Source organism: Flavobacteriales bacterium (genome assembly GCA_016699575.1).
In the GTDB taxonomy this organism is placed as follows: domain Bacteria; phylum Bacteroidota; class Bacteroidia; order Flavobacteriales_F; family PHOS-HE28; genus PHOS-HE28.
This window is the reverse complement of record CP064979.1, coordinates 3,184,514-3,202,467: the sequence shown is the minus strand read 5'-3', so window position 1 is coordinate 3,202,467 and position 17,954 is coordinate 3,184,514. Positions and strand designations below refer to the sequence as shown.

Genomic DNA, 17,954 nt, shown 5'->3' with positions numbered 1-17,954 from the left:
AGGTCACACCTTCACTACCCCCCAACGCACGGCAAACAACACCAGCCCCGTCTTGCTGCGGATGCCGAAGCGTTCGAAGAGGTTCTGCCGGAAACCGTCCACCGTGCGGCGGTGCACGCCCATGAGGTCGCCGATCTGCTCGTAGGTAAATTCCTTGGGGTCGCACACCAGTTTCAGGAATTCCAGCTCGCGCGGTGTGATCTGCTCCAGCACTTTGTCGCGGGCACGCTCGTCGCTGGTCTTCTTGTCGAAGTTGTGCATCAGGCTCTGGTGCACCAGTTCGGTGTGGTAGTAGCCGGTGGCGCTGATGTGGTCCAGGGCCGTCTTCAGGTCATGGGGTTCCACGTCCTTGAGCACGAAGCCGCGTGCGCCGCTCCGCACCGCGCGTATGATGGCATCGTCGGTGCCGTCGAAGGTGAGGGCCAGCGCGCGTGTTTCGGGGCAGGCGGTGCGGATCCAATCGAGGGTTTGGTAGCCGTCCATCACGGGCATGTTTAGGTCCACGATGGCCAGTTCGATGCGCGGTCCGCCGTTCACCTTCTCCTTGTAGTCCAAGCCGTGGGCCGCCTCCAGCACCACTTTGTAGCCGCCCAATCCGTTGATGACTTCCACCAGCCCCTTTCGCACCAATGTGTGGTCGTCGATGAGGGCAACGGGAACGTCAGGTGAGCCGTTAGCCGCTGGTGGGGAGCTGGGCATGCGGGGCAAGCGTGACCGCTGTACCCGCACCGGGCCGGGAGGTCACCTCACAATGATAGCCGATCATTTCCGCCCGGCGCACCATGTTGCGCAAGCCCTGCCCGGCGGCGCTCTCCATCCGTCCCTGCACGTCGAAGCCCTGCCCATCGTCCTGCACGCTGAGGCGGATGCCATCACCATCGCTTAACGAAACGTTGATGCGTTGGGTGCCGGCATGTTTCAGGGCGTTGTTCACCGCCTCTTGGAAGATGCGGAAGATGACCAGCTTCTGGTCCGGGGTCACCAACGGCTCGTGGCCGGCAGTGGTGAACGACACCAGCACCGGACCGTTGCGCTGTATGCGATCGCACTCGGTGCGCAGCATATCGGCCAACGACAGTTCGTTCCAACGCTCGGCCACCAACGCTTTGCTGAGGCGGCGCACCTCGGCGATGGTTGTGTCCAGGGTCTCCTTCACCTGCGGCGGTCGCGGATCGTCGGGGGCGACCTTGCCCATTTGCACCACGCCCATGCGGGCCACGCTGAGCAACTGCCCGATGTTGTCGTGCAGATCGCGCCCCACTTCGGCCAGGGTGTCGCGCATCACCTCCTGCTCCACCGCGCGCACTTCCTGCGCATGCTTCACCTCCACCTCGGCCAGCTCGGCGCGGTGCTTGGTGCGCCGCTGCTGGTTGATGACGAGCAGGAGCACGACGAGGCCGATGAAGAGGAGGATGGTGAGGGTGCTAACGATGACCGTGAGCACCAGTTCGTTCTCAGGGAGCATCGATCAAAACGATGAGCGTTGCACAGCCATAAATGGCGAGTATGAAATCAGTCCGTAACGCAAAAAGAACAACACGTCGTTCACCCGATAGAGCTTATCGGCTAAGTCGGGATCGCGCTCGTTCATGACATTGAGCAAGCCAAGGGTCGGGATCATGCCGGCGAAAAAGAAAACATGGCCCAGGCAATTCCAGAACATCGGCTGATGGATCAACGGTACATCCGCGTGAACGGACAGCCGCACGAGATGCGCCACGAACATCGCCGTGAGGAACATCGCCCCCACGATGTACGTCGAACTGACAAATCGTTGTTGCGGTGTGCAAATGTGGATATCCGCCCACCAGAGCCCCACGAACGCAACGGCAACCAGAGCAATCGTTATCTTCCATCGCAACCCGGTCATGCCGGGACCGATGAACAGGAGCAGCAGCACGAACTCCAACGGCACGTACCAGTTGTAGACCCACAGATTGTTGCTGCCGCCGGAAGCCAGATAAGCCGCATAGCATTCCACGCTCGCCGCCAAGAGCATCTGCACTACCAGCCATATGGTACGCGGAGGAGACCGCCTGTGGTCTAGCCACAGAATTGTTGCGGACACGAACGGTAAGACGACTTTTCCTACGGCCAGGACCTGTTCGAGGGTCATGGCCAATAATACTCCTCTTCATCATGGGCAGGGGGTGCGTACAGCTATGCCGTGGTCCGGAAACGCGGCCTTCAGCTTACAACGTGGGGGGCAAGGGGTGCCTATGTCGGCAGCTTTGCCACGGAACGGTTGAGCAGCAACGATGGGTTCATTGTCGACATTCTCCGCTGTGCCGTTCACGTCAATGGCACAGACGTGATGCCGCAGGTCGAACTCGATAGCAGGCGGAGGAGGTGTGTTCGACGTGAAACGCTCCAGGGGTTCGGCAAAACTCGCGAAGCGAACCTTGTCATTGTCGGTCAACGCGGCCGCGTTGTTATGGTTCATCAACAATTCCAACCTGTTCTCCCACTCGAAAAGATATGTTCTCGTGTCGTAACCCCTGCTCACTTGTTCATGGACTGCGGCCGTTTCGTTCGTACGCCGCACGAACATCGAATTGAAATAGGTCGCTGTGTCGTTCCAGGTCGCCCCGATCGATTGCAGAACCCCCGCCATGTCCACCACGTAGGTAGCGCCGTTCACCTCACGAACATCCCAGATGCGCGAGCTGGAGGTTGGTATCAACAGAACGACCTCCACCGCTATCATGTACCGATGATGTGATCCTGCCGATGCGCCTTGGGTAGATAGACCATGATGAATTCGGACCCCCCGCTTCTGGTTGCCAACGACCGTAACGGCCGAAACCTTCTGCCGCAAGCTGGCCCAGCGCACATCAACATGAGCCGGAAGCACCGAGCGCATTGGATCGTGAGCGCTAGGACGGCTCTTGAAATAGGAGTCGAAATCGGACCTCACGCAACTCAGGGGGATCTCAGCGACCGGTGGATCCGGTATTCCTGCCAAAGCAGGCACCACCAAAGCCCGCGGGTCGTTCTGTTCGGGCACGGTCCCGCCTTGTTCCGTCGGCGAACCGCCGCACGCAATGAGGAGAATTGATATGGTCAGGATCGGCGCAAGCGACGCCAATTGATCCTTGATTTTCTTGAGCTTAAGGGAGACGGGCATGTGAGATGTTTTTTTGGGGGGTCCACAAACCAACCCGCTTTTCCCATCCGCTCAACCGTGGTTTTCCACGGTATGCACCAACGCATTTTGCCCAGCGGGTCCTCTTCGCCCTCCGCTGGGGGCTATTGGGCAAGCCCTGAGCGTATCACCCCAAGTGGGTATTGTCCGTTCGGTCCGTCCTCTGCCTCTTTGTTGCACAGAACACACGACCCCATGTTGCCCACGGACCCCACACCCTGCTCACGTTCGTTGCCGGGCGCCGCGCGCGGTCGCCGGCACTGGGCCCGCGCTGGCCAAGAGTTCATGCACCGCCTGATCCTGCTCCTGTTCACGCTCTGCATGGTGCTGGGCGCAGCCGCGTAAACAGGACAGGCCGCGGCCCAGGTGAAGGACATTGCACCGCAGGTGCTGAAGGACCGGTTGGAGCAGGTGCACATCATTGATGTGAACGAGGCCGACAACTATGCGTTCGCGCACGTGCCCGGCGCCAAGCTGCTGCTGTATGACGCCATCACCGCCGAGCTGCTCCCGGCCGACAAGTCGAGTACGCTGGTGTTCTACTGCTGGAGCCCTGAGTGCCCTGCTGCGGGCATGGCCGCCGGAACCGCCGTGGGCCTGGGCTTCACCGATGTGTACTGCATGCAAGCGGGCATCACCGGCTGGCAGGATGCCGGGCTGCCCACGGAGCCGTGAAGCGCGTTGTGAACGCGTAGGATCAGTGCCGCACCACCAAACGCTGCGCTTGTTGCGCGTTGCCGTGCTGCAAGCTCACCGTGTAGACGCCCGGCGTCAGGAAGGACAAGTCGATCTCGGCCATGCCGCTGGACATGCGCAACGGCAGCGGCACCGTTCGGCCGAGTTCATCCACAAGGCGCAGCGCGGTTGTGGCATCCATGCCGGCAAAGACCACCGTTAGGCGGTCGTTCGCGGGATTGGGGTACATGACGAAAGGTGCATCGCTCCCGTTCCTGTTCACGGCCACTGCGGGGAAGACCTCCACGGAGCCGTCCGTGTCCGTCTGTACCAAGCGGTAGTAGGAAAGCCCTGGAAGCGGGGCGGGATCAAGAACGGCATAACGCAGCTCGGCTGAACTGTTGATGGCTCCGGGCACTTGTACCACGGTTTCCCAGAACTCGAGATCGCGCGAGCGTTCCACGGTGAAGTGGTCGTTGTTGCGTTCGGTGGCCGTGGCCCATTGTACGTGCACGTGCTCTCCTTCGGGGCGTGCGGCGAAGTCGAGCAGTTCGATGGGCAACGGACCGGAGCTGCTCGGCACAATGCCCGCACCGTTGGTGCCCGATCCGTTGCCGGCGCGGCTGCTGCAGCCCGATTGATCGCATCCGCCAGTTCCGTTGTTCGTTTGCACGACCACGTTCGTGGTGGGCACAGGGCCGGAAAAGACGATGGCTCCTTGCCCGCCACCGCCACCGCCGCCGTGCGTGCTGGAGTTCACGCTGCCGCCGTTGCCGCCGTTGGCGCGTATGGTGAGCGGACATGCAGCGGAGAACGAATAGGAAGGCACCTGGAGCACGATGCTGCCACCGGCCCCACCGGCACCTGCCCCGTCATTGCCCGAATTGGCAGCGGTACCGCCATCGGCCGAGATGCGCACGGAGCATGTGCCCGTTGTCACCATTTGTGCCGCATCGATGAGGATGATGCCACCACCGTTGGCACCGTTGGTCGATACATCGTCGTTGCCCTCGCCGCCCCCGCCACCGCCGCCCATGAACACACGGCCAGCGGACACGTGCCCGCCCAACGCCACGCCACCGATGCCACCGGCATCGCCCGTGCAGCTCCAGCCCAAAGGAGCGCTGCCGCCTGCAGTGAAATTGCCGCCACCGCCGCCGCCGGCGTTGATCTGGTTGGCACCGCCCCCACCGTTGATCATCTTGCCCCGACCGTCGTCCAGCGCGGTGTTGGTATTGCGGTAAATGCCTTCGCCCTTCGATGCGAAGAACTCGGTGCCGGCCGCTGTACTGCTCCACACATAATCCGTGGTGTTGCACGGGGAGGTGTAGCTGAAGCGATCACGTGCACCGCCACGGAACCCGACCGCATCGGCCGTGATGTTCGCCGCAACGGTGAGCGTACCACCGACCTGGAAGGCCAGCACACCGCCCAAGGTGCCGTTCCACGCCAATGCGGGGGCCAATGGGGAGGATACCGTGTGGTTGCCGCCGCCACCGAGCAGTTCGAACGTGATGGCCTGCACCCTGCAGTTGGCGCACGTATTGAAGCTCACCCCTGGGACTGCCGTGAGCGTTATGGACATCAGGGTGGGACCCGTACGGGCCACGGAAGCGATCTCTCGCACCGTGTAAAGCCCAGCCTGCTGGATGGCGCTGAGGTTGCCGAAGCTCGCGTTGTTGGCCGTGTTCGCGCCGATCACATTGTCCTGCATCTGCATGATCACAATGTCCTTGCCCGCCGCGAACGACGTGACCGTTTCATAGGAACTACCCACGGTGAGCGTCGTACCGCTCACGGCCGTGATCTCCGCGTAGGCATTGATCCCCTGGGCCATCACGGCGCTCGGCAGGGCCAGAACGAGCAGGAAAAGGTTTCTCATGATCGACGGATGTGGCCGCTCATACGTCGGAACGCTTTTCTTGTTCCGCGGAAGCCCCTGACGGACGGACATGATCCGGACCACCGGTCCGATGGGAGCGAGGGATCGATCCGGCTTGCACCATGACCCCGGTCAGTCGAGTGCCGAGCTAGCTTCGCGCCCCCAACAATGAGCACCACCCCCGAGCACGTCAAATGCCTGATCATCGGATCGGGCCCCGCCGCCTATTCAGCAGCCATCTACGCCGCCCGCGCCGACCTGAAGCCCGTGATGATCGAAGGCCCCCTGCCCGGAGGCCAGCTGACGCAGACCACCGAGGTGGACAATTACCCCGGCTACCCCAACGGCCGCAGCGGCCCGGAGATGATGGAAGACCTGAAAGCGCAGGCCAAGCGCTTCGACACCGACATCCGCAGCGGCTGGGTGACCAAGGTGGACCTTACCGGACCGGTGCACAAGGTGTGGGTGGACGAGAAGACCGAGATCCACGCCGATACCATCATCATCAGCACCGGCGCCAGCGCCAAGTGGCTGGGCCTGCCCAACGAGCTGCGCCTGCGCGACATGGGCGGCGGCGTTACCGCCTGCGCCGTCTGCGACGGTTTCTTCTTCCGTGGCCAGACCGTTGCTCTTGTGGGTGCGGGCGATACCGCCTGCGAAGAGGCCACCTACCTGGCCAAGCTCTGTCCCAAGGTGTACATGCTGGTGCGCAAGGGCGAGTTCCGCGCCAGCAAAGCCATGGTGCACCGTGTGGAGCACACGCCAAACATCGAGGTGCTCTTCAACACCGAGGTAAAGGACGTGCTGGGCGCCAACGCCGTGGAGGGCCTCATCGCCATCAACAACAAGACCGGCGCGGAGCGCAAGCTCGATGTCACCGGCCTCTTCGTGGCCATCGGGCACAAACCCGCCACCGACCTCTTCACCGGCTGGCTCGATATGGACGACGCCGGCTACCTGAAGCACGATCCCGACCGCACCAGCACGAAGATCCCTGGCGTGTTCGTGGCCGGCGATGCGGCGGACAAGGTGTACCGCCAAGCGGTGACCAGCGCCGGCACGGGCTGCATGGCCGCGTTGGACGCCGAGCGTTTCCTAGCGGCGAGCGGCAGGCACTGAACAGCAAAGGTGCACCCGCCTGACAAGTCGCCCATTGCCATGCGGTTGATGTGGCCTTGCTGCCCTTCGTACGTCAGACCGCGGTGCGTGCACTGATCATGCGCACATTCGCACCGCCCTTGCCCCATGCCCCAGTCGAAGCCCCACACGCACCCGCTCACTTGGGCGGGCATGCTCGTTACCCTTGGCATCATCTTCGGCGATATCGGCACGTCGCCGCTTTACGTGTTCAAAGCCATCGTGGGCGAGCACACCCCCATCAGCAGGTTGCTGGTGCTGGGCTCGCTGAGCTGCATCATCTGGACGCTCACGCTGCAGACCACGCTGAAGTACATCATCATCACGCTGCGCGCCGACAACAAGGGTGAAGGCGGGATCTTCTCGCTCTACACCTTGGTGCGGCGTTACGGCAAGTGGGCTTACATCCCTGCGATGATCGGCGCGGCCACCTTGCTGGCCGATGGCATCCTTACACCCCCCATCTCCGTGGCCTCGGCCATCGAGGGTCTCGGCGGGGTGAAGGCCTTCGAAGGCATCATCGCGCCGGGCAACGCCACCACCATCGGCGTGGTGATGGGCATCATCAGCTTCCTCTTCTTCTTCCAGCGTTTCGGCACCAAGGTGGTGGGCTATGCTTTCGGGCCCATCATGCTGGTGTGGTTCAGCATGCTGCTCATCCTGGGGCTCTCCCAAGTGGTGCAGGTTCCCGAAGTGCTGCACAGCCTCAACCCCGTGTGGGCCGTGAGGCTGCTCACCGAATATCCCGAAGGGTTCTGGTTGCTGGGGGCTGTTTTCCTGTGCACCACCGGAGCCGAGGGGCTGTACAATGACATGGGCCATTGCGGCCGCCAGAACATCCAGGCCACCTGGACGTTCGTGAAGACCGCTTTGGTGCTGAACTACATGGGGCAGGCTGGCTGGCTGCTCCAGCACGAAGGGCAGGTGCTGGGCCACAACAACCCGTTCTATGAACTGATGCCGCAGTGGTTCCTGCTGGTGGGCGTGGCCATTGCCACCATGGCCGCTGTAGTGGCATGCCAGGCGGTCATCAGCGGATCGTTCACGCTGATCAACGAAGCCATCTCGCTCAACTTCTGGCCGCGCGTCATGGTGAAGTTCCCCACGGAGGTGCGCGGGCAGATCTACATCCCCAGCATCAACTGGATCCTGTGGGCGGGCTGCATGGGCGTCATGCTCTACTTCAAGAGCAGTGGTAACATGGAAGCGGCATACGGCTTCTTCATCGTGGTGGCCATGATCATGACCACACTGCTCTTGTTCGGCTACCTGCGCTTCAACCGCAAGTGGCACATGGCACTGGTGCTCGCGGCCATGGCGCTCTTCCTCACCATGGAGGGCGCCAACTTCGTGGCCAATGGCCGGAAGATCATCCACAGCCCGTACCTCATCATCGCCGTGGCCGCACTGTTGCTCGTCATGTTCATCTGGTACCGTGGCCGAAAGATCACCAACCGCTTCCTGGACTTCACCCCGCTGGCCGACCATGCCCAGGCGCTGCGCGACCTGAGCGATGACAAGGACATCACGAAGTACGCCACGCACCTGGTCTATCTCACCAAGGCCAACTCCACGGCCGAGGTGGAGAAGCACATCATCGATTCCATCCTGGCGCGGAAAGTGAAGCGCGCCGACATCTACTGGTTCGTGCACGTCAACTACACCGACGCGCCGTACACCATGGAATACCAGGTGCGCGAGCTCATCGACGATAAGGTGATCCGCGTGGACTTCAACCTGGGCTTCCGCGTGCAACCGCGCATCAACATGCTCTTCAAGCGCGTGCTGGAGGAGATGGAACGGGACCACGAACTGGAGTTCCGCAGCAAGTACGAGAGCATCAAGAAGGGCGACTTCCACACCGATATCTGCTACGTGCTCACGGAGCGCATCCTGAGCGTGGAGAACGAGTTCAATTTCCGCAAGGATGCGGTGCTGGACATCTACTACTTCCTGAAGGGCATCGCGCTCAACGACCGCGATGCTTTCGGGCTGGAGCCGAACAATACCGTGGTGGAGCAAGTGCCGCTGGTGCTGGCCGCCGTCCGCGAGTTCCCGCTAAAGCGTGTGGGCAAACGGCAGGACGGCTCCGACTACGGCACCACCGCCCAGTGATCCATCGCCAGGTCGAAGCGTACGATCTCGCGCTTCTTGAACGGGATGTCCCACACACCGTCGTAGTGGACGGTAACGGGCAATAACGTCTCCTGCATCCACGTGTTCTCCACCTTGATGGTGATGTCGAACTCCAGGAAGACAGCGTCGTGCGCAATGCGGTATTCGCGCGCGAGCACCTGCATGGTTTCCTGATCGAACCAGGTGGCCATGCGCTTGATGACGGTATCGTCCTCATCGGCGCGTTTGCCTGCAACACTGTCGCGCGCAGCGGCCGTGAAGAGCCAGCACGAGCGCCCGTTGCGGAAACCGATGTCGAGCGTGTAGTGGTAGAACGGCACCATGGTGCTGTCGAACAAGGCCATCTTGTCGCCGATGAAGGGCACGCTGCCGATCTCCTGCCCCGGGTTGAACATGAACTTCTTCAGTTCGCTCTTGTACTTGTTGAACTTGCTGCTGCGGTCGATGTTCTGTTCGTGCCGCGCGATACGATTGCTGGCGCGATAAGGACCTTTGTGGAAGAAGACGTCATCGTACATCTCCGCTGTGAGGTAGCGGAAGGTGCTGTCGCGGTGGCGCAGCTTGCCGATCTCCACCACACTGTCCAGCACCAGTTCGGCCATCGCACCATCTCGCACCAACCGGCCCTTGCGGAAGAGCGTGGCGGTTTCCTTTTCGTCCTTGTTCTTCACCCGCAGCAACGATGTCAGCTGGTGCGGGTGGTACTTCGTGTTGAGGAAGGCCTGATGGAAGGTGGTGTCGGCCATCACCTGCCGCATGATGCCTTCGTAAGGACGTGTCTTGCCGGTGGCCTTCACCACCGCCTCGGTGAGCGTTACACTGTGGATGACGAGCGAGTCGGATTGTGCGCTGGACAACGTTCGCACCACCAGCAGGAAGAACACGGCCCGGGTTCTCAGCATGGGCATTTGAACGTTGCGCTCTTCGCGCCGCTGCGGTCCACCACCCTCAATGCCTGCGTGTGGGCCCAAGGCTGCTGTACAACTCGTACTTCTTCTTGATGTGCATGAGGAAGTCGTATTGGCTGAGGCCCTTGATCACCTCATCGGGCACGGCGCAGAAGTCGATGAAGTCGTCGAACGAATCGTTGCTGAGATTGATGATGTCGTACTCCACGTAGCGCTTGAGCAGCTCCTTCAGCAGGGCGCGCTTGCGGTCCTCGTTGCGCAGCTCGGCCACCCGGCGTTTGCTTTCCTCACGCTTGCTGAAGGACTGGTAGAGGAAGGTGATGGGGCTCTCCAACGCATTGACGCCATTGAGCATGTAGTCCTCCTCTTTGTAACCCAGCTCCGAGATCTCCTTCTGGATGTCCTCCAGATCGCGCTTGGGCACCACTTGGAACTCGCGCAAGCGGATGACGTTCTGCATCAGGCGCACGTTCACGGTGTACGCCTCCTTCGGCGTGCTGTCGGTCATGCACACGAACACGCTCTGGTGCCCGGCCGATCCGATGATGAGGGTGTCGGACTTCAAGGCCTTCACGCTGAAGCTGCCGTCCACCTTGCCGAAGGCACCTACGCGGGTGCGCTTGTTCACCACCATCAGGTCGTAGAGCGTGCGCTCCGGGTCGCTGCTGATGACTTTCCCTGCAATGGTGACTTCCTGAGCGACGGCACCAGCGGTTGCCAGGAGCAATGTTGAAAGGATGATCGAACGCATCGGCACCAAAGAAACACCTGGCCAACGGCAGTTACCGTACCGTATTGCGATCATTGGCTTTCGTGCTGGGCCGTGCGCCGCTTCCCTTTCCTTTGCTTCGGGCGCCGAAATCTTGATGAAGGCGACCTCCAATGGCCCTCAGCTCACAACTCCTGGAGAACGCGGTGGACCAGCTCGCCACGCTGCCGGGCATCGGCCGCCGCACGGCCATGCGCCTGGCCCTGGACCTGTTGCGCCGCGAACCGCACGAGGTGTACCGCTTCGCCGATGCGGTGCGTTCACTGCGCGAGCATGTGCAGTACTGCACCGAGTGCTGCAACATCAGCGACCGTCCTACTTGCGAGATCTGCGCGAACCCCGCCCGCGAGCGCAGCGTGCTATGCGTGGTGGAGGACATCCGCGACGTGATCGCCATCGAGAACACCCGCCAGTTCAAAGGCCTGTACCACGTGCTCGGCGGCATCATCAGCCCCATGGACGGCATCGGGCCCGACGACCTGAACACACGGCAGCTCTTCGCGCGCCTCATCAACGGCGAAGTGACGGAGGTGGTACTGGCGCTGCCCGCAACATTGGAAGGCGACACCACCAGCTTCTACATCAACCGCAAGGTGGCGGAGCACAGCCCCGTAGTGCGGGTGAGCATGATCGCGCGTGGCATCAGTGTGGGCGGTGAGCTGGAAAACGTGGATGAACTCACACTGGGCCGTAGTATCGCCGACCGCAAACCGTATGAGCAGAGCGTGAGAAGGTGAAGCCATGTGCCCATATGTCCATGTGCCCACGCGGCCATGAGCAGATGGTCCCATGAACAAATAAGCACATGAAGCTTTCGGTCATCATCGTCAACTACAATGTGCGGGCCTACCTGGAGCAGTGCCTGCGCACCACGTTGAAGGCGTTGGAGGGCACCGATGGCGAGGTGTTCGTGGTGGACAATCTGAGCACCGACGGCAGCGTGGAGATGGTGCGCGACAAGTTCCCGCAGGTGCGCCTCATCGCCAACACGGAGAACGTCGGCTTCAGCCGCGCGAACAACCAGGCCATCCGCGAGAGCAAGGCCGAATACGTCGTGCTGCTGAACCCCGACACGGTGGTGGGCGAAGACGTCTTCCACAAAGTGCTCGCGTTCATGGACGCGCACCCGAAAGCCGGTGGGCTCGGCGTGAAGATGATCGATGGCACGGGCACCTTCCTCCCGGAAAGCAAGCGCGGACTTCCCACGCCGGCCGTGGCCTTCTACAAGATCATCGGCCTCACGCGCCTCTTCCCACGCAGCAAGGTCTTCGGGCGCTACCACCTGGGCCATCTGAAGGAGAACGAAGCCGCTCGCATCGAGATCCTCAGCGGAGCGTGCATGTTCTTGCGCAAGGAAACGCTGGACAAAGTGGGCCTGCTCGACGAGAGCTTCTTCATGTACGGGGAGGACATCGACCTCAGCTACCGTATTACGCTCGGCGGCTACGAGAACTGGTACTTCCCCGACGCGCGCATCATCCACTACAAGGGCGAGAGCACGAAGAAGAGCAGCGTGAACTACGTGTTCGTGTTCTACAACGCCATGGCCATCTTCGCGCAGAAGCACTTCACGCGGCGGCGCACGGATTTCTTCAGCCTGCTCATCAATGGCAGCATCTACCTGAGCGCGGCGGCGGCCATCGTGGCGAGGTTCCTCAGGCGCATGCTGTTGCCGATGTTGGACTTCGCAGTGATCATCGGATCCGCTTTCGCGATCTTCTACCGCCCATGGGGCTGGTTCAACGACCCAGCGGAATTGCTGATCGGCCTCGCATGGCCAACGGCCCTGACCCAATGCGTTCTCGCCTGCTTCGGAGGGTACGACCGGCCCGTCCGGCTCCTGAACGTGGCCAAGGGAATGGGCGCTGTTTTCGTGATCTCCATGTTCGTGGTGCTTCCGGAACTGGAGCACAGGTGGTCCTTCCTGCTTATGGCGACCGCTTGGCTCACGTTCTGTTTCTGCGCTGTCCGGATAATGCTGCACTTCATCTCACTCCGCGGCTACAGCCTTCGCGATCGCAAGCGCCAGCGCATCCTTGCCATCGGTTCACCGGAGGAGACGAAACATGCGCTGGCCCTGCTCTGGCAAACGCACTTCGGCCTGGGCCGCCAGAAACAAGTGGAAGCTTCCATGGCCAACCTGCCCGAGGCCGATAAGGAACTGCGGCGCCGCATCCGCAAGCATGGCATCGATGAAGTGGTGTTCTGCGCCAAGGACCTGAAGTGGGGCCGCATCATCGAGCTGATGGAGCAGTTGCGCCGCACGGGAGCCATGTTCAAGATCGCGCAACCGGCCCGTGAGTTCATCATAGGCCCCAGCAGCATTGAGAGCATCCACGACCTCAACATCCTGGAGGAGCACGCGGTGAGCAGCAGCGCCGCCCGCCGTCGCAAGCGCACGTTGGACATCGCGTTGTCCATGCTCCTTCTCCTCTTGTTGCCGGTCACCGTCTGGTTCGTGAAGGAGAAGACCGGGTTCGTCCGCAACTGCTTCGGCGTTCTGTTCGGCCAGCGCACCTGGGTGGGATACCATCCGTTGGGCGCCGCCAAGTTGCCCAAGCTGCTACAGGGCGTCATCGACCCGGTGGTGGCGCGCCACCTGAGGCCTGACCCGCTCACGGTGCAGCGCGTCAACATCACCTATGCCAAGGACTACCGGCCATGGCAAGACGTGAAGCTGGTGTGGAAAGGCTTCGACCTGTTGGGCAGCTGACCGGTCCTGCATGGGCACATGGACCCATGACCACATGAGCACATGCCGGGACGGGTACATTCGCGCCGCACAACCGACCCATGTCGCACATCGAGATCCTGCTGCCCAAAATGGGCGAGAGCGTGGCCGAAGCCACCATCATCAAATGGTTGAAGAACGAAGGCGAGGCCGTGAAGGCCGATGAGCCCATCGTGGAGATCGCCACCGACAAGGTGGACAGTGAAGTGCCCGTGCCCCAGGACGGCATCCTACTGAAGAAGCTGGTGAACGACGGCGATGTGGTGAAGGTAGGCCAGCCCATAGCCCATGTGGGAACAGCAGAAAGTGCAGCAGCAACCACAAGCGCCCCCGCAAAAGCACCAACCGCAGCTTCCAACGGTAGCCCGAAGGTTGTTCCTGCATCCGCTCCCGCAGCGGCCCATGCCCCAGTGGCCAAGACCTGCGCCAGCGGCAAGTTCTACAGCCCCTTGGTGCGCAACATCGCCGAAAGCGAGGGCGTGAGCATGGCCGAACTGGAAGCCATCAACGGCACTGGCGAAGGCGGCCGCGTGACCAAGAAGGACCTGCTCGACTACTTGCCGAACCGTGGTGCCCAGGCCGCGAGCCCGGAGCCGCGAGCTGCGAGCGCACCGTTGGGGCCTGCTGCTGCTGTCACTTCGAGCGCAGTCGAGAAGGCAGCCGAGAAGCCCGCGCCCAAGCTCATCCCCGCCCCTGGCGACGAGCTCATCGAGATGGACCGCATGCGCAAGCTCATCGCCGACCACATGGTGATGAGCAAGCGCACCAGCCCGCACGTCACCAGCTTCGTGGAGGCCGATGTGACCAACTTGGTGCTCTGGCGCGACAAGGTGAAGAACGCCTTCGAAAAGCGCGAGGGCGAGAAGCTCACCTTCACGCCGCTCTTCATCATGGCGCTGGTGCAGGCCATAAAGGAGATGCCACTGATCAACGTGCAGGTGGACGGTCAAACGATCATCAAGAAAAAGGACATCAACATCGGCATGGCGGCAGCGCTGCCCAGCGGCAACCTCATCGTGCCCGTTATCAAACAGGCCGATCGCTTCAACTTGGTGGGCCTGGCCAAAACCGTGAACGATCTGGCCAGTCGTGCCCGCGAAGGGAAACTGAGCCCGGACGAGATCAGCGGAGGCACCTATACGCTCACCAACGTGGGAACCTTCGGCAACGTGCTCGGCACACCCATAATCAACCAACCGCAGGTGGCCATCATGGCCGCGGGTGCCATCAAGAAGAAACCCGCCGTGCTGGAGACCCCCACCGGCGATGTGATCGCCATACGGCACATGATGTTCCTCAGCCACAGCTACGACCACCGCGTGGTGGACGGCGCGCTGGGCGGGCGCTTCGTGAGGCGTGTGGCCGACCTGTTGGAACAATGGCCGATCGATAGGGAATTCTGACCCGTTCGCCACTGGACCGGATTTCTACATTTAGCCCGCATCCTGCCCTCACTTCCGCTCCCCACGGAACGAACCGGAAACCGATGATGAGACACTCCTACACTTCCCTGCTTGCCGCCACACTTTTGTTGTCAGCCCCTGCGGCGATCGCCCAAGGCGACAACACCTCCTTCAACTGGAAGTTCGAAGAGGGCGCCAAGCTGATGGAAGAGAAATTCTTCAATCAGGCCGCGGAGATCTGGAACGAGCTCGTGCAGCAGCAGCCCGAGAACGCCAACCTGAACTGGAAACTGGGGTACAGCTACGCCAACAGTTACAACCAGAAAGCCAAGGCCCTTCCTTACCTGGAGAAGGCCGCGGCCTTGCGCACCGAGAAATACGGTGGCTTCAACACGGCCGGCTACGATCCGTTCGACCCCAAGGAGACCAACTGCCCGGCGGAAGTGGACTACTGGCTCGGCCGGGCGTACCACCTGAAAGGCGACTTCGACAAAGCCGACGCCCAGTACACGAAGTTCAAGAACGCCGCCGGCGACAAGAACGACCTCTACCAAAGCGCCGTGCGCGGGTTGGAGCAGACCGCCAATGCGCGGGCCCTGATGAAGGATCCCAAGCCGTACATGGTGAGCAACGTCGGCCCGGTCATCAATGGCGACCACCCCGATTTCAGCCCGGTGGTGAGCGTTGACGGCAACGCCATGTTCTACACCAGCCGCCGCATCCGTCCCGATAGCAGCAACCTGGACATCATCGATGAACTCGCCGGCCTGCCGTTCGAGGCCATTTTCGTGAGCTATAAGGACCGCAATGGGAACTGGCAAGCGCCCGAACTGCTCAACATCAACACGCTCGGCCACTTGGCCACCATCAACGTGAGCGCTGATGGACAGACGCTGCTCATGTACCGCGACGATGGCGGCGATGGCAATATCTACGAAAGCAAGCTGGTGGGTGAATTGTGGAGCGATCCCGTGCTCGTTGGCAGCGACGTGAACACCAAGGCCTGGGAGACGCACGCGGCCCTCACCGCCGACGGCAGCACATTGTATTTCGTCAGTGATCGCAAAGGCGGCACGGGCGGGCGCGACATCTACCGGGTGACCAAGCTGCCCACGGGCGAATGGAGCAAGGCGCAGAGCCTGGGCGCTCCCATCAACACGATCTATGACGATGATGCGCCCTTCATCCACCCCAACGGCCGCGACCTCTACTTCGCCAGCAAGGGCCACAACAGCATGGGCGGCTTCGACATTTTCAAGAGCGAGTTGAAGGACGACGGCACGTGGAGCACCCCCGAGAACATCGGCTACCCGCTCAACACGGTGGACGACGATGTGTTCTTCGTGACCACCGCCGACGGCCGTCGAGGCTACTTCAGCAGCGACAAGATCGGTGGCTACGGTGAGAAGGACATCTACTTCGTGGACCTTCCGGCAGACATGGAGGCCGAAGGGCTCACGGTGCTGAAAGGGTTCATCGTTCCCCCACCGGGACAGACCCTTCCGCCCAGCACCGTGCTTTACGTGACGGACAAGGCCACCGGGGAAGTGAAAACCTACAAGCCCCGCCTGCGCGATGGTGTCTATGTGGTGATCCTGCCGCCCTGCAAGGAGTACAACCTCGATTACCGGGTGGACGACAAGACCATCCACACCGAGGACGTTTTCGTGGAATGCGAAAGCGCATACCAGGAGATCAACAAGGAGATCTACCTGAGCCCCGTAGCGCTCACCGACCCGGCCAGCGTGGTGGACCTGCCACCGGGCGCGCCTCCCGGCAAGAAGGAGAAGGGCAAGGAAGTGAAGCCGGATGAACTCATTGCCGGCACTGGTGGCGACCCGAAAAAAGGCGGTACCGACGGCACGGCCCCCGGCGGCAACAAGACCGACGCCACCAAAAAGACCGACGGCGAGAAGCATGTTACCCCCGATGCGACCTACGCCGGCGAGTACTCGAAGTACTACGCCTACAACATGAAGGACATCGAGCAGAACGAGGCCGATTGGAAGAAGTACATCGATGCCGTGGTGGCCGCCATAGACAAGGACGGCAAGGCCAGTGTTGTCATTGAGGCGAGCGCCTCGAAGGTGCCCACCAAGACCTTCGGCACGAACGAGAACCTGAGCCGTCAGCGGATGGAAGACGCCCGCAAGCGCCTCATCGAAGCCATTACAGCGCGCGGCAAGAACGCTGACAACGTTTACATCGAAGCCATCAACAACAAGGTGCAGGGGCCCAAGTACCTCGGCGATTACCAGAACACGGAGAAGTACGGCAAGTACCAGTACGTGAAGTTGAAGGTGCGGTAAGGTCCGTCGGATCGTGAAGAACTTGAGTGCCCTCCGACCTGTCGGGGGGCACTTTCGTTACCACCTTAGCTGGGCATTCAATTGCTCCTCATGGCGCTCCAACTTTCACGGCCCCTCGCCTTCTTCGACCTGGAAACCACAGGGCTGCGCATAGGCAAGGACCGCATCGTGCAGATCGGCATCGTAACGCTCCATCCTGATGGCAGTCGCGAAGCTTGGGAAAGCCTCATCGACCCGGGCATGCCCATTCCGCCGGATGCCACGCGCATCCATGGCATCCGCGATGAGGATGTGGCCGGTGCACCATCGTTGGAAGCGTTGGCCAGTACCATCCACGACCGGCTGAGCGGTTGCGACCTGAGCGGTTTCAATTGCATGCGCTTCGATGTGCCGTTCCTTACCGAGGAACTGGCGCGTGTGGGCTGCACATGGGACACTACCGAAGCCCACATCGTGGATGTGGCACGCATCTACCATAAGATGGAGCCGCGCGACCTCAGTGCGGCCGTGCGCTACTACCTGGGCCAGGAACACGGTGGCGCGCACAACGCTTTGGCCGACGTGGAGGCCACCGCCGATGTGCTCATTGCGCAACTGGCCAAGTACGAGGCTTTGAAAGGTGATGTGGATTTCCTCGGCGAACTCAGCGGCGATGCACAACGCCCACCGGACGCCGGTGGAAAACTCGGTCGCGACGACAAGGGCCGGATCACCATCAACTTCGGCAAGCACCAGGGCCGCGCCATCGAAGACCTGATGCGCAGCGAACCCGGCTACCTGCAATGGATGCTGGGCAGCGATTTCCCGCCAAGCACCAAGGCCGTCATCCGCTCGGTCATCGACCGCATACATGCTTGAA

15 protein-coding genes are annotated in these 17,954 nt (G+C 61.6%); 8 read left to right on the top strand and 7 right to left on the bottom strand.

Annotation, left to right across the window (positions count from 1 at the left end; genetic code table 11):
• Nucleotides 1-3: 3 nt before the first annotated feature.
• The 4 genes from IPJ76_13360 to IPJ76_13345 are packed head-to-tail and all read right to left on the bottom strand — an operon-like array spanning nucleotide 4 to nucleotide 3,127.
• The gene (locus tag IPJ76_13360) at nucleotides 4-699 is read right to left on the bottom strand and encodes a response regulator transcription factor (protein QQR85590.1); all 696 of its coding nucleotides are present in this window, start codon (nucleotides 697-699) and stop codon (nucleotides 4-6) included.
• Nucleotides 674-1,465 (bottom strand): sensor histidine kinase, encoded by a 792-nt coding sequence (locus tag IPJ76_13355; protein QQR85589.1) that lies wholly within the window; start codon nucleotides 1,463-1,465, stop codon nucleotides 674-676. The genes IPJ76_13360 and IPJ76_13355 overlap by 26 nt, the downstream gene beginning before the upstream one ends.
• 3 nt (nucleotides 1,466-1,468) lie before the next feature.
• Entirely contained in the window at nucleotides 1,469-2,116 is a 648-nt protein-coding gene (locus IPJ76_13350; protein ID QQR85588.1) for a hypothetical protein, read from the bottom strand.
• A gap of 21 nt (nucleotides 2,117-2,137) precedes the next feature.
• Entirely contained in the window at nucleotides 2,138-3,127 is a 990-nt protein-coding gene (locus IPJ76_13345; protein ID QQR85587.1) for a hypothetical protein, read from the bottom strand.
• A gap of 384 nt (nucleotides 3,128-3,511) precedes the next feature.
• Between IPJ76_13345 and IPJ76_13340 the strand changes: the two genes are divergently transcribed.
• Entirely contained in the window at nucleotides 3,512-3,820 is a 309-nt protein-coding gene (locus IPJ76_13340; protein ID QQR85586.1) for a rhodanese-like domain-containing protein, read from the top strand.
• Between the two features lie 22 nt (nucleotides 3,821-3,842).
• Here IPJ76_13340 and IPJ76_13335 read toward each other — a convergent pair whose 3' ends face one another.
• On the bottom strand, nucleotides 3,843-5,702 hold the full coding sequence (locus IPJ76_13335; GenBank protein ID QQR85585.1) for a T9SS type A sorting domain-containing protein: 1,860 nt from the start codon (nucleotides 5,700-5,702) through the stop codon (nucleotides 3,843-3,845).
• Nucleotides 5,703-5,870: 168 nt separating this feature from the next.
• Between IPJ76_13335 and trxB the strand changes: the two genes are divergently transcribed.
• Both trxB and IPJ76_13325 read left to right on the top strand, forming a co-directional pair.
• Nucleotides 5,871-6,821: a thioredoxin-disulfide reductase gene (gene trxB, locus IPJ76_13330; protein QQR85584.1), complete on the top strand. Its 951-nt coding sequence runs from the start codon at nucleotides 5,871-5,873 to the stop codon at nucleotides 6,819-6,821.
• Nucleotides 6,822-6,947: 126 nt separating this feature from the next.
• Nucleotides 6,948-8,954 carry a KUP/HAK/KT family potassium transporter gene (locus tag IPJ76_13325; protein ID QQR85583.1) on the top strand — a complete coding sequence of 669 codons (2,007 nt, stop codon included), beginning with the start codon at nucleotides 6,948-6,950 and terminating at the stop codon, nucleotides 8,952-8,954.
• Here IPJ76_13325 and IPJ76_13320 read toward each other — a convergent pair.
• Nucleotides 8,933-9,877 (bottom strand): hypothetical protein, encoded by a 945-nt coding sequence (locus IPJ76_13320; GenBank protein QQR85582.1) that lies wholly within the window; start codon nucleotides 9,875-9,877, stop codon nucleotides 8,933-8,935. The genes IPJ76_13325 and IPJ76_13320 overlap by 22 nt on opposite strands.
• 46 nt (nucleotides 9,878-9,923) lie before the next feature.
• Nucleotides 9,924-10,634, bottom strand: a complete 711-nt coding sequence (locus tag IPJ76_13315; GenBank protein ID QQR85581.1) for a hypothetical protein — start codon at nucleotides 10,632-10,634, stop codon at nucleotides 9,924-9,926.
• A gap of 131 nt (nucleotides 10,635-10,765) precedes the next feature.
• Between IPJ76_13315 and recR the strand changes: the two genes are divergently transcribed.
• The 5 genes from recR (at nucleotide 10,766) to IPJ76_13290 (ending at nucleotide 17,953) form a co-directional block, all read left to right on the top strand.
• Complete coding sequence (gene recR, locus IPJ76_13310) at nucleotides 10,766-11,389, top strand: recombination protein RecR (GenBank protein ID QQR85580.1); 624 nt, start codon at nucleotides 10,766-10,768, stop codon at nucleotides 11,387-11,389.
• A gap of 68 nt (nucleotides 11,390-11,457) precedes the next feature.
• The gene (locus IPJ76_13305; GenBank protein QQR85579.1) at nucleotides 11,458-13,365 is read left to right on the top strand and encodes a glycosyltransferase; all 1,908 of its coding nucleotides are present in this window, start codon (nucleotides 11,458-11,460) and stop codon (nucleotides 13,363-13,365) included.
• A gap of 80 nt (nucleotides 13,366-13,445) precedes the next feature.
• Nucleotides 13,446-14,786: a 2-oxo acid dehydrogenase subunit E2 gene (locus tag IPJ76_13300; protein QQR85578.1), complete on the top strand. Its 1,341-nt coding sequence runs from the start codon at nucleotides 13,446-13,448 to the stop codon at nucleotides 14,784-14,786.
• A gap of 83 nt (nucleotides 14,787-14,869) precedes the next feature.
• The gene (locus IPJ76_13295) at nucleotides 14,870-17,095 is read left to right on the top strand and encodes a PD40 domain-containing protein (protein QQR85577.1); all 2,226 of its coding nucleotides are present in this window, start codon (nucleotides 14,870-14,872) and stop codon (nucleotides 17,093-17,095) included.
• A 90-nt stretch (nucleotides 17,096-17,185) separates the two neighbouring features.
• On the top strand, nucleotides 17,186-17,953 hold the full coding sequence (locus IPJ76_13290) for a 3'-5' exonuclease (protein QQR85576.1): 768 nt from the start codon (nucleotides 17,186-17,188) through the stop codon (nucleotides 17,951-17,953).
• Nucleotide 17,954 lies beyond the last annotated feature (1 nt).